Consider the following 11,820-nt stretch of genomic DNA (forward strand, 5'->3'; position numbering starts at 1 on the left):
ATGCAAACCCGACTGCTGATCAATGGCCAACTGGTTGCCGGTGAAGGCAACGCGCTGGCGGTACTCAACCCTGCGCTGGGCAGCACGCTGGTCGAGATCAACGAGGCCAGCGAGGCTCAGGTCGACGCCGCCGTGCGCGCCGCCGACCAGGCGTTTCAAAGCTGGTCGCAAACCACGCCCAAGGACCGCTCGCTGTTGCTGCTGAAACTGGCAGACAGCATCGAGCAGCACGGCGAAGAACTGGCGCGCCTGGAATCGGACAACTGCGGCAAACCCTATGCCGCGGCGCTCAATGACGAAATCCCGGCCATCGCCGACGTGTTCCGTTTCTTTGCCGGTGCAACCCGCTGCCTGAGCGGCTCGGCGGCAGGCGAATACCTGCCGGGCCATACCTCGATGATCCGTCGCGACCCGCTGGGCGTGATCGCCTCCATCGCGCCGTGGAACTACCCGCTGATGATGGTGGCCTGGAAGATCGCGCCAGCACTGGCCGCCGGCAACACCGTAGTGCTCAAACCCTCGGAACAAACGCCGCTGACCGCCCTGCGCCTGGCGCAACTGGCCAACGACATCTTCCCCGCCGGCGTGCTCAATATCCTCTTTGGCCGTGGCCCGAGTGTCGGCACGCCACTGGTGACCCATGCCAAAGTACGCATGGTGTCGCTGACCGGCTCCATCCCCACCGGCGCCAACATCATCTCCAGTACCGCTGACACAGTAAAACGCATGCACATGGAGCTGGGCGGCAAGGCCCCGGTGCTGATCTTCGACGACGCCGACATCGACGCGGCGGTCGAGGGCATCCGCACCTTCGGCTTCTACAACGCCGGTCAGGACTGCACAGCTGCCTGCCGGATCTATGCGCAAAGCGGCATTTACGAAAAGTTCGTGGAAAAGCTAGGCGCGGCGGTCAGCACGATCAAATACGGCCTGCAAGACGATTCTGAAACAGAGCTCGGACCGCTGATCACCGCCCAGCACCGCGACAAGGTTGCCGGCATGGTCGAACGGGCGATTGCCCAGCCGCATATTCGCCTGATTACCGGGGGTAAAGCAGTACCGGGCGACGGTTTCTTCTTTGAGCCGACCGTGCTCGCCGATGCCCAGCAGGACGATGAAATCGTGCGTCGCGAGGTATTCGGGCCGGTTGTTTCGGTCACCCGTTTCGACGCCGAAGAGCAGGTACTGGCCTGGGCCAACGACTCCGACTACGGCCTGGCGTCGTCACTTTGGACAAGCGACGTGGGTCGCGCACACCGCCTCTCGGCGCGCCTGCAGTACGGTTGCACCTGGGTCAATACGCACTTTATGCTCGTCAGCGAGATGCCCCATGGCGGCCAGAAGCTGTCGGGCTATGGCAAGGACATGTCCATGTACGGCCTGGAAGACTACACCTGCATCCGGCACGTCATGTTCAAACACTGACTTTCACACAGGTACGGAAACCTATGGACATCACCCGGCGCGACTTCATCAATGGAGTGGCCATCGGCGTTGCAGCGGGCCTGACCCCGCTGCAACTGCTTCAGGCAGCACCTGATGGGCGCTACTACCCGCCCGCACTGACCGGTTTGCGCGGCAGCCATGTCGGCGCCTTCGAGGTCGCGCACCAGATGGGCTGGGAGAAAAAGACCTTCGCCACCGACGACCTGCCGATCAGCGAGACCTACGACCTGGTGGTCGGCGGCGGCGGGATCAGCGGTCTCTCGGCGGCGTTCTTCTATCGGGAAAAGCACCCCGAGGCGAAGATCCTCATCCTCGAAAATCACGACGACTTTGGCGGTCACGCCAAACGCAACGAGTTCAGTGCCGGTGGCCGGATGATTCTCGGTTATGGCGGCAGCGAAGCGTTCCAGTCGCCCAATCACCTGTACAGCCCCGAGGTCAATGGCCTGCTGAAAAAGCTCGGGGTCGACATCAAGCGCTTTGAAACCGCTTTCGACCGTGGTTTCTATCCCGGAAAAGGCCTGTCGCGCGGCGTATTCTTCGACAAGGAAACCTTTGGTGCCGACAAACTGGTCACTGGCGACCCGACGCCCATGGTCGCCGACGACATTGCCCCCGGGCAGCTCAACGCCCGTTCGCCACGCGACTTCATCAACGATTTTCCCCTGCCGGAAGCTGACCGCACGGCGTTGATCGACCTGCACGAAGCACCCCGGGACTACCTGAAAGGTAAATCGGTGGAGGAGAAAACGGCGTATCTGGAAAGCACCAGTTACCAGGATTTCTTGCTCAAGGATGTCGGCCTGTCCGCGACAGCGGTGAAGTACTTTCAGGGCCGCACCAACGACTTCATGGCCCTGAGCATCGACACCGTGGCTGCCGCCGACGCCTACTATGTCGGCTTTCCCGGCTTTGCCGCGATGAACCTTGAGCCCATCGGCGAAGAAGCCCAGGCGGAAATGGAAGAGCCGTACATCTACCACTTCCCCGATGGCAACGCGTCGCTGGCCCGCTTGCTGGTCCGCAGCCTGATCCCTGCGGTGGCACCCGGTAAGAATATGGACGACATCGTCCTGGCCAATTTCGACTACAGCCAGCTCGACCGCGCCGGCCAACCGGTGCGCCTGCGCCTTAGCAGTACGGCGGTAAGCGTACGCAACGTCGATGGGGGTGTGAATGTCGGTTTCAGCCGCGCCGGGCAACTGGCCCAGGTGCGCGGCAAGCACTGCATTCTGGCCTGCTACAACATGATGATTCCCTACCTGTTGCGCGACCTCTCCACCGAGCAGGCCCACGCCCTGAGCCAGAACGTGAAGTTCCCGCTGGTGTACACCAAGGTCATCGTGCGCAACTGGCAGGCGTTCCAGAACCTTGGCGTGCATGAGATCTACGCCGCCACCCAACCCTATAGCCGCATCAAGCTGGACTATCCGGTGAGCATGGGCGGCTATGAGCACCCGCGCGACCCGGCGCAGCCCATTGGCCTGCACATGGTCTATGTGCCCACCAGCCCGGGCAGCGGCATGAACAGCCGCGACCAGGCGCGTACCGGCCGTGCGCTGCTGTATGGCACGCCCTTCGAGGTACTGGAAAGCCAGTTACGCGAGCAACTGCAACGCATGCTCGGCCCCGGCGGCTTCGATCACCAGCAGGACATCCTGGCGATCACCGTCAACCGCTGGCCGCATGGTTATGCCTGCTTCACCAACACGCTGTATGACGATCCGGAACAGACCGAACAGTGGATAACGCTGGCACGCAAGCCGGTTGGCAATGTCAGCATTGCCAACTCCGATGCTGCCTGGAGTGCGTATGCCCATGCCGCCATCGATGAAGCCTGGCGGGCGGTTGGTGAGCTGACCTGAGCATCCTGTAGGAGCGAGCGGGCGGCGCTCCGACTTGCCCGCAGCGCCTGGTTCGCCGGCAAGCCGGGGCTTTAGGAGCGAGGCTTGCCCGCGATGAACGATAATGCGGTCTGCCGACACACCGCGGCGTCTGGTTCGCCGGCAAGCCTGGCTCCTACAGGAGCGATAGAACGATCAGTCGCGCAGATCCGATTCGTGAATCGGGTTTGCCCGGCTGGTCGCCCGTTGGTACTGGGCAGGCCAGGTGGCTTTGTTACCGCCCAGATCATCATCGGCATGCAACGGCCAGTAAGGGTCGCGCAACAGCTCACGGGCGAGGAAGATGATGTCGGCCTGCGCCGTACGCAGGATGGTTTCCGCCTGCATGGGCTCGGTAATCATCCCCACCGTGCCGGTGGCAATCCCCGACTCCTCGCGGACCTTGGCGGCAAACCGGGTCTGATAGCCGGGGCCGGTCGGAATCTCGGCGTTCACCGAGGTACCACCCGACGACACATCGATCAGGTCGACACCCAGCGCTCTCAAGCGCTTGGCCAGCGCCACGGTTTCATCCGGGTTCCAGCCATCCTCCACCCAGTCGGTGGCCGACAGCCGCACAAACACCGGCAACTCCTCCGGCCAGACGTTACGTACCGCTTCGGTCACCTGCAGGGTCAGGCGAATGCGGTTTTCGAAACAGCTGCCGTATTCGTCACGGCGCTGGTTGCTCAGGGGCGAAAGGAACTGGTGCAGCAAGTAGCCATGCGCGGCATGCACTTCAACGACTTTGAAACCGGCATTCAATGCCCGATGTGCAGCGTCGACAAAGGCCTGGATCACCTCGTCGATCTGCGCCTTGGTCATTTCGATCGGAGCGGTGTGCTGCGGGTCGAAGGCAATGCTCGACGGGCCGATCGGTGTCCAGCCGCCGTCTGCCGGCTTGATGCTGCCCTGTTTGCCCAGCCACGGCCGGTAGGTACTCGCCTTGCGACCGGCATGAGCCAGTTGAATGCCGGGCACAGCGCCCTGGGCGGTGATGAAACGGGTGATGCGCTGCAACGGCGCGATCTGCGCGTCATTCCAGAGGCCCAGGTCCTGGGCGGTAATCCGTCCGTCGGCAGTGACCGCCGTGGCTTCAGTAAACACCAGACCGGCACCGCCCACGGCGCGGCTGCCCAGGTGAACCAGGTGCCAGTCATTGGCCAGGCCATCGACACTGGAATACTGGCACATGGGCGAAACAGCGATTCGGTTCGGCAGGGTCAGATGACGCAGGGTGTAGGGTGCAAGCAGCAGGCTCATGGGGCACCTCTCAAATCAAGTGGTAAGGCTCCAGATGGTTGACCGGCCGACCACAGAATCTTCCCCGCAGGTTCATCGACCAATCTTTTTGAGCCTAGACCACTTTGCTCCGAAGGTTCAGCGCGGCTCGATATGCACGATCATCAGCTGCACGCTCTCCTGGCCACGGAACTCGTTGACATCCAGCTTGTAGGCCAGCTCAACCCAACGCACTGTCGGGTTGGGCCACACCTCGCGATCGACGCCGAATGCGATGCCATCGAGCTTGACCGAGCCACACTCGCTCTTGAGCACTACCTTCAAGTGCCGTTCCCCCACAACCCGCTGCTCGACCAGCTGAAACACACCATGGAACAGTGGCTCCGGGAAGTGCTGACCCCAGGGGCCGGCATTGCGCAGAGCGCGGGCAAGCTCCAGGTGGAACTCCTCGGCAGACAGGCTGCCATCCGACAACAGGCGCCCGGTGAGGTCGTCCTCGCGCAGCTGGCGGCGCACTTCTTCGTCGAACGCCTGGGCGAACGCCGGAAAGTTATCCGCCGGCAACGACAGCCCGGCGGCCATGGCGTGGCCGCCAAACTTGCTGATCAGGTGCGGGTGCTGCGCCGCCACGGCATCCAGCGCGTCGCGAATGTGAAAGCCTGGCACCGAACGCGCCGAGCCCTTGAGCATGCCCTCGCCTGCATCGGCAAAGGCAATGGTCGGCCGGTGGTAACGCTCTTTGAGGCGCGAGGCGAGGATGCCGATAACGCCCTGGTGCCAGTCCGGTTCGAACAGGCACAGCCCGAACGGCATCGACTCCAGCGGCAAGTCCTTGAGCTGGGCCAGCGCCTCGCGCTGCATGCCCTGCTCGATGGATTTGCGGTCCTGGTTCAGCTCATCGAGCTGCACCGCCATGTCCCGTGCCAATTGCTGATCGTCACTGAGCAGGCATTCGATCCCCAGGCTCATGTCGTCCAGGCGGCCGGCCGCATTGAGGCGCGGACCGAGGATAAAGCCCAGGTCGGTAGAAGTGATGCGCGCGGGTTCGCGCCGGGCCACTTCAAGGATGGCCTTGAGCCCGGGCCGGGCACGACCGGCGCGGATCCGCTCGAGGCCCTGGTGAACCAGAATGCGGTTGTTGGCATCCAGCGGCACCACGTCGGCCACACTGCCCAGCGCCACCAGGTCGAGCAACTCGCCGATGTTCGGTTGCGGGCGGGTTTCATAGTGGCCCAGGCTGCGCAGGCGCGCGCGCAGGGCCATCAACACGTAGAAAATCACCCCGACCCCGGCCAGGGACTTACTGGCAAAGGTGCAGCCCGGCTGGTTGGGATTGACGATTGCATCGGCGTCGGGCAGTTCATTGCCGGGCAAATGGTGATCGGTCACCAGCACCTTGAGCCCGGCTGCCTTGGCCGCCGTCACACCCTCGACACTGGAAATGCCGTTGTCCACGGTGATCAACAGCTCGGGCTGGCGCTCCAGGGCGACCTTGACGATTTCCGGCGTCAGCCCGTAACCGTATTCAAAGCGGTTGGGCACCAGGTAATCGACATGCGCGGCGCCCAGCAGGCGCAAACCCAGTACGCCGACGGTGCTGGCCGTGGCGCCGTCAGCATCGAAGTCGCCGACGATCAGGATGCGCTGACGCTGCGCCAGGGCCTCGACCAGCAGGTCGACTGCAGCATCGATACCCTTGAGCTGTTGAAACGGCAGCAACCGCGCCAGGCTTTTGTCCAGTTCATCTGCCGACTGCACACCACGGGCGGCATACAGACGGGTCAGCAAGGGTGGTAATTCACCCAGAAATGGCAAGGTCGACGGCAGCGGACGGGGTTCAATACGCATGGGCAGTGGTGAGCTTCTCGTGAATCAGGAATAGTTGATTGTCAACAAACCGGCCTCAGCCGCGCTCGCCGAGCAACCATTGCAGCTGGACTTCGTGCTGACCACGGTCGTCGGTGACGAACACCGTCCCTTCGCTGATCATCACATCCCACTTGATCGCCCGTGGCATGTCGGTGGCCAGGGTCTCCAGCACCTCTTGCGGAACGGCCGCAATGTTCAGGTTCTTGAGGTTTTTAACCGCCGGGACCACCTTGGTCTCCCACACGCGCAGGCTGCCGTAGGCCAGCAGGCTGGTGCGCTCGGTACGGCGCGAGCACCACGTCAGGCGCTCGGCATCCGGTTGGCCAACCTCGATCCAGTGCAGGATGCGATCATCCAGGCTCTTTTCCCACAAGGCGGCCTCATCAACGTCCGACAGGCCACGCCCGAACGTCAGTTGCTCGTTGTACCACAGGGCATAGGCCAGCAGGCGCACGGCCATACGCTCTTCGGTTTCCGAAGGGTGGCGGGCAATGGTCTGCTTGACGCTTTCGTAGACACCGCGGTCAAGATCGGTGAGGTTCAGTTCAAACTTGTAGGTCGTGGAAGGCTGGGCCATGGCGGGCGTCTTGCGCTGAGAAAAAGTCGCCCAGTCTAACCGATCCGTACAATCCTTGCCCCGCAGCAGTATCTGAGCGCGTCGGCGTGTGATAAAAACGGGAGCTCTGACCCGCCGCCACGGACGCCCCATGCCTACACCCAGCAAACCCCTCGCCGGACTGAAAGTCATCGAACTCGGCACCCTGATCGCCGGGCCTTTTGCTGCGCGCATCTGCGCGGAATTCGGCGCAGAGGTGATCAAGGTCGAGTCCCCGGATGGCGGTGATCCCTTGCGCAAATGGCGCAAGCTCTATGAAGGCACGTCGCTGTGGTGGTTCGTCCAGGCCCGCAACAAACAGTCGCTGACCCTCAACCTCAAGCACGCCGACGGCATCGATATCCTCAAAAAGCTGCTGGCCGACGCTGACATCCTTATCGAGAACTTCCGTCCCGGCGTGCTGGAAAAGCTCGGCCTGGGCTGGGACACCCTCCACGCGCTGAACCCGAAACTGGTCATGGTGCGGCTGTCCGGCTTCGGTCAGACCGGGCCGATGAAAGACCAGCCCGGCTTCGGCGCTGTCGGTGAGTCCATGGGCGGCCTGCGGTACATCACCGGCTTTGAAGACCGTCCCCCCGTGCGTACCGGTATTTCCATCGGTGATTCGATCGCAGCGCTGTGGGGCGTGATCGGCGCCTTGATGGCCCTGCGTCATCGCGAGGTCAACGGTGGTACGGGTCAGGTGGTCGACGTGGCCTTGTACGAGGCCATCTTCGCGATGATGGAAAGCATGGTGCCGGAGTTCGACGTGTTCGGCTTTATCCGCGAGCGCACGGGCAACATCATGCCGGGCATCACGCCCTCCTCTATTCATACCAGTGCCGACGGCAAGCATGTACAGATTGGCGCCAACGGCGATGCGATCTTCAAGCGTTTCATGCTCGCCATCGGCCGCCAGGACCTGGCCGACGATGCGCAACTGGCCAGCAACGATGGCCGCGATCAGCGCCGCGACGAACTGTATGGCGTTATCGACCGCTGGGCCCGCAGCGTACCGCTGGATGAGCTGATGCAGGTGCTCAACGAGGCTCAGGTGCCGGCCAGCCGCATCTACAGCGCCGAAGACATGTTCAGCGACCCGCAGTTCCTGGCCCGGGAAATGTTCCTGCAAGCCAAACTGCCTGACGGCAAGCCGTTCAAGATGCCGGGGATTGTGCCCAAATTGTCGGAAACACCAGGTTCCAGCGAATGGGTCGGTCCGGAACTCGGCGCGCATACCGAGCAACTGCTTGGCGCACTGGGCTACGACGCGGCACACATAGCACGCCTGCGCGAGCAAGGGGCGATCTGACGCATTACGCCTCACCCTGTTACCGGCTGGACGGTGGAGACTCGCACATGATCGAACGCAGGCGGCAGCGCGTTGGTACCCTGCTGGCACTACTTTTCTGTGCAGTGGGCGCCAGCCTGCCCGGTACTGCCTGGGCCAAGGAGCGCTTGCTGTGGCTGCTACGCGACCTGCCGCCATTGACCGTCTTCGAAGGCTCCGGCAAAGGCCAGGGGGTGGTGGATCAACTGCTGCCGATGCTGATCGAGGCCATGCCCGAATATGACCACAGCATCATCCGGGTCAATCGTGCACGGGGCACGCAAATGCTTCAGGAAGGCCGCTTTACCTGTGACCCCACCTTGCTCTGGACCCCTGAGCGCGCCCGCTATGTGCACTTTGCCAAGCCGAGCCTGGGTGTGCTCAGCAGCGGTGTGGTGGTACGCAAGCAGGACCAGGCGCTGCTGACACCCTATGTAGAAAACCAGGCACTTGATTTGCGCGGTCTGCTCGAAGGCACGTCACTCAAACTGGGGGTAGTGGCTGAACGCAGCTACAGCCCACCTGTCGACGCCTTGCTCAAGACCCTGCCAGAGCAGACCCTCAGCCGCCACTATGGCAACGATGCGGTAACCAACCTGCTGCAGATGCAAAAGCGCGAGCGCCTGCAACTGCTGCTGGGCTACTGGCCGGAAGTCCGCTACCTGGTCCAGCAGCAGCACTGGGCAACCGAAGACTACCGGTTTTACCCGATCCAGGGCGTCACCCGCTACCAGTTCATCCACATCGGCTGCTCCGACACGCCACTGGGGCGCGAAGCGGTCAGCCACATCAACGAACTGCTCATGCCCTTGCGCCGAGACGTCCTGCCAGCGCTCTATGCACACTGGCTTGATCCGCACATGCGCGAGCAATACATGCAGGAAAGCCAACAGTTTTTCATCGCCCCCCAGTGAGCAGGCAAAAAGAAACCCCGGGCGTTGGGGAGCCGACCGGGGCTAAACAAAAGTCCCGCAGGACTTTTTTGCGACAGTTGAAAGGCATCGGAGCAAAACGCCAGTCAACCGCTCTCGTCAGATCTGAGTGCCCGCCGAACCAAAGGTTCCTTACAGGCCGAGTGTTTGTCCGCGCTGATGCTGTACCTGCTGCAGCGCTGCAATCATCGATGGCTGCAGTCGCCCTTCGACCACCCGTAAATCACGCTGCAAACCATCAACCAGGTCGATCAGCAGGCGCTGGTCTTCAAGCTCGCCAAGCGACACCGAGCGCTGTACAACGGGGTGGCTAGACTCATCAAAGACCTGCAAGGTGAAATGGCCGGGCTGTTCGTGTCGAACCAGCGTGACGTGATACGGTGCCAATGCTTCAGTTAGCAACAAGCCAATACGTTTCATCTTGTCCACTGCTCACCTACCTGTTTTCAAGGGATACACGAATGACCCCGAACCTTGCGGGAAAGTTCTATCGGTTTGGTTCACTGTCCGTTCACCGAGCATGACTGCCAACAATGACAGTTTGAATCAGCCAATGGTCTTACGGAGACTGCTTTGAGTAATTCCCCCACGCGCCCCTTGCGCATTGTCCTGGCCGACGACCATCCGATCTTTCGCATCGGCCTGCAGGCTGTGCTCGAGCAGATCCCCGGTGTGCGTGTCGTCGCTCAGGCCGGCAGCCCGACAGAACTGTTGGGCCACCTGCAGGCGACGGAATGTGATGTGGTCGTGACCGACTTCATGATGCCGGTAGAACAGCAGAACGATGGTTTGAAACTGCTCGAGCAAATACGCCGACAGTTTCCGACGCTGCCCATCCTGGTGGTGACCATGCTCAACAACGCCGGGTTGTTCCGGGCAATGCTCACCCTGGGGGTCAACGGTCTGCTGAGCAAGGCCAGCCTGGCTGACGAGCTGCCCCAGGCGATCGGCTGCCTGCGGCGCGGCAGGAACTACCTGGCCGCCTCGGTGCAACACCTGCTGCTTCAGGATGGCGCGGTACGCGAAGACATGATCGGTGTACAGGAGTCCCTGTCACCCAAGGAGCTGGAAGTCACCCGACTGCTTGCCGCAGGCCATACGGTGAGCCAGATCGCGGCCCTGCTCAATCGCAGCAAACAGACCGTCAGTACCCAGAAGGTCAGTGCCATGCGCAAACTCGGCCTGGCCAATGATGCGGCACTCTTTCTTTACCTGCAGGAACACGGCCTGAGCTGATCAGGCCGTGGCCAGCTGGGCGATACTGGTCTCATCGCGCTTGCCAACCCACTCCAGCAATTCGGCCCCCGGCATGGGCCTGGCAATGAAGTACCCTTGCATGACGGGCTGCCCCAGCGCCTTGATGGCCTGCAGATCCTCTCCCGTCTCAACCCCTTCGACCACCACCCTCAGGTTCATGCGCCGCGCCATGATCAAGGCACCGGCAACCACGGCGGCCTTGCGTCCGTCAGTGGCCATGCCGCGTACGAACTGGCTGGGCAGTTTCAACTCACTGAACGGCAGCTCCAGCAAACGCTGGACGTTGGAACCGTCCATGCCGAAATCGTCAATGGACAGCTGACAGCCAAGGATGCGCAAGTGCAGGAGGCCTTCAAGCTGATGCTCGTCCGGCGTGCAGCCGACGGTTTCGATCATTTCCAGGGTCAGGGCGCTGGCGGCAACAGCGTGGCGCTCAAGCGCCGCTTTGACCTGATCGTGCAAATCGGGGCGAGCCAGCATGTGCGGCGTGATGTTCACGGCCACAGGCAGCGCATTGCCGGTTTGTGCTTTAAAGCGCGCGCTGAACGCCAGTGCCTGGTCCAGCACATGCAAACTCAAGGTGTCGAGCAGACCGGCGCGCTCGATCAGCCGAAGAAACTGCCCGGGGTACAACAAGCCAAGGCAGGGATGCTGCCAACGCACCAGGGCTTCGACGCCCACCAGCTTGCCGTCGTGTGCCACCTTCGGCTGATAGTGCGCCCCCCACTGATTCTGGCCCTCGGCCAGTTGCGCGGCTGTCAGATCCAGCAGCTCGGGATACTGTGGCAGCCTCACCACCGCGGGCGGTGTGCAATCCTGCTCCAGGTACCGACGCAGCAGCTGATGCAGAACGATGCTGCTGGCCGGCTTTTGCACACAGCCCAGGACATTGACGCCCATGTGCCGGGCCAGTTTGCCAACGCTATCGATTACACAGGCCTCGGCACCGCTGAGGATGATCACCGAGGCCGCCAGGCCACTTTCAGCCAGGTGACGGATGAACGCCAGGCCGTCCGGACCCTCCATGTGCAAATCACAAATGGCGATATCAACCGGCCCGCGGCGTGACAGCACCTGGCAGGCGACATCGACGGACTCGGCGGTCAACACATCGAACACGCCATTGGCATTGAGCATTTGATGCAATGCCATGAGCTGGAAAGGATGATCCTCCAGAATCAGAACTTTGAGTGAATGCATACTCGCTACCCCCGCAGTTGCCGTCATGTGCGACAGCACGGGGGCTACTTTAGGCAACTATGCCCT

General features: G+C 62.1%; 10 protein-coding genes. 5 read left to right on the top strand and 5 right to left on the bottom strand.

Going from position 1 to position 11,820, the window contains the following annotated elements; genetic code table 11:
* A complete protein-coding gene (locus I5S59_RS16490) occupies positions 1 to 1,425 on the top strand; it encodes a gamma-aminobutyraldehyde dehydrogenase (protein ID WP_197877573.1) in 1,425 nt (474 codons plus the stop codon).
* Between the two features lie 23 nt (positions 1,426 to 1,448).
* On the top strand, positions 1,449 to 3,311 hold the full coding sequence (locus I5S59_RS16495; protein ID WP_197877574.1) for an NAD(P)-binding protein: 1,863 nt from the start codon (positions 1,449 to 1,451) through the stop codon (positions 3,309 to 3,311).
* Between the two features lie 174 nt (positions 3,312 to 3,485).
* Here the strand turns inward: I5S59_RS16495 and I5S59_RS16500 are convergent, their stop codons facing one another.
* From I5S59_RS16500 to I5S59_RS16510, 3 genes are all read right to left on the bottom strand, one after another.
* Positions 3,486 to 4,592 carry an NADH:flavin oxidoreductase/NADH oxidase gene (locus tag I5S59_RS16500; RefSeq protein ID WP_197877575.1) on the bottom strand — a complete coding sequence of 369 codons (1,107 nt, stop codon included), beginning with the start codon at positions 4,590 to 4,592 and terminating at the stop codon, positions 3,486 to 3,488.
* Between the two features lie 117 nt (positions 4,593 to 4,709).
* On the bottom strand, positions 4,710 to 6,419 hold the full coding sequence (recJ, locus tag I5S59_RS16505; RefSeq protein WP_197877576.1) for a single-stranded-DNA-specific exonuclease RecJ: 1,710 nt from the start codon (positions 6,417 to 6,419) through the stop codon (positions 4,710 to 4,712).
* 55 nt (positions 6,420 to 6,474) lie between these two features.
* Positions 6,475 to 7,017, bottom strand: a complete 543-nt coding sequence (locus tag I5S59_RS16510) for a YaeQ family protein (protein WP_128322488.1) — start codon at positions 7,015 to 7,017, stop codon at positions 6,475 to 6,477.
* Positions 7,018 to 7,147: 130 nt separating this feature from the next.
* Here I5S59_RS16510 and I5S59_RS16515 point away from each other — a divergent pair, with 130 nt between their 5' ends.
* Positions 7,148 to 8,347: a CaiB/BaiF CoA transferase family protein gene (locus I5S59_RS16515; protein WP_197877577.1), complete on the top strand. Its 1,200-nt coding sequence runs from the start codon at positions 7,148 to 7,150 to the stop codon at positions 8,345 to 8,347.
* A gap of 47 nt (positions 8,348 to 8,394) precedes the next feature.
* Positions 8,395 to 9,279 carry a TIGR02285 family protein gene (locus I5S59_RS16520; RefSeq protein ID WP_197877578.1) on the top strand — a complete coding sequence of 295 codons (885 nt, stop codon included), beginning with the start codon at positions 8,395 to 8,397 and terminating at the stop codon, positions 9,277 to 9,279.
* A gap of 150 nt (positions 9,280 to 9,429) precedes the next feature.
* Here I5S59_RS16520 and I5S59_RS16525 read toward each other — a convergent pair whose 3' ends face one another.
* A complete protein-coding gene (locus tag I5S59_RS16525; RefSeq protein WP_197877596.1) occupies positions 9,430 to 9,717 on the bottom strand; it encodes a DUF3509 domain-containing protein in 288 nt (95 codons plus the stop codon).
* Between the two features lie 153 nt (positions 9,718 to 9,870).
* Between I5S59_RS16525 and I5S59_RS16530 the strand changes: the two genes are divergently transcribed.
* Positions 9,871 to 10,533 carry a response regulator transcription factor gene (locus tag I5S59_RS16530; protein ID WP_197877579.1) on the top strand — a complete coding sequence of 221 codons (663 nt, stop codon included), beginning with the start codon at positions 9,871 to 9,873 and terminating at the stop codon, positions 10,531 to 10,533.
* Here the strand turns inward: I5S59_RS16530 and I5S59_RS16535 are convergent, their stop codons facing one another.
* Positions 10,534 to 11,754: an EAL domain-containing protein gene (locus I5S59_RS16535; RefSeq protein WP_232239795.1), complete on the bottom strand. Its 1,221-nt coding sequence runs from the start codon at positions 11,752 to 11,754 to the stop codon at positions 10,534 to 10,536.
* Positions 11,755 to 11,820 lie beyond the last annotated feature (66 nt).

Origin of the sequence: Pseudomonas alkylphenolica, assembly GCF_016009175.1 — a bacterium.
GTDB classification, from domain to species: Bacteria; Pseudomonadota; Gammaproteobacteria; order Pseudomonadales; family Pseudomonadaceae; genus Aquipseudomonas; species Aquipseudomonas alkylphenolica_B.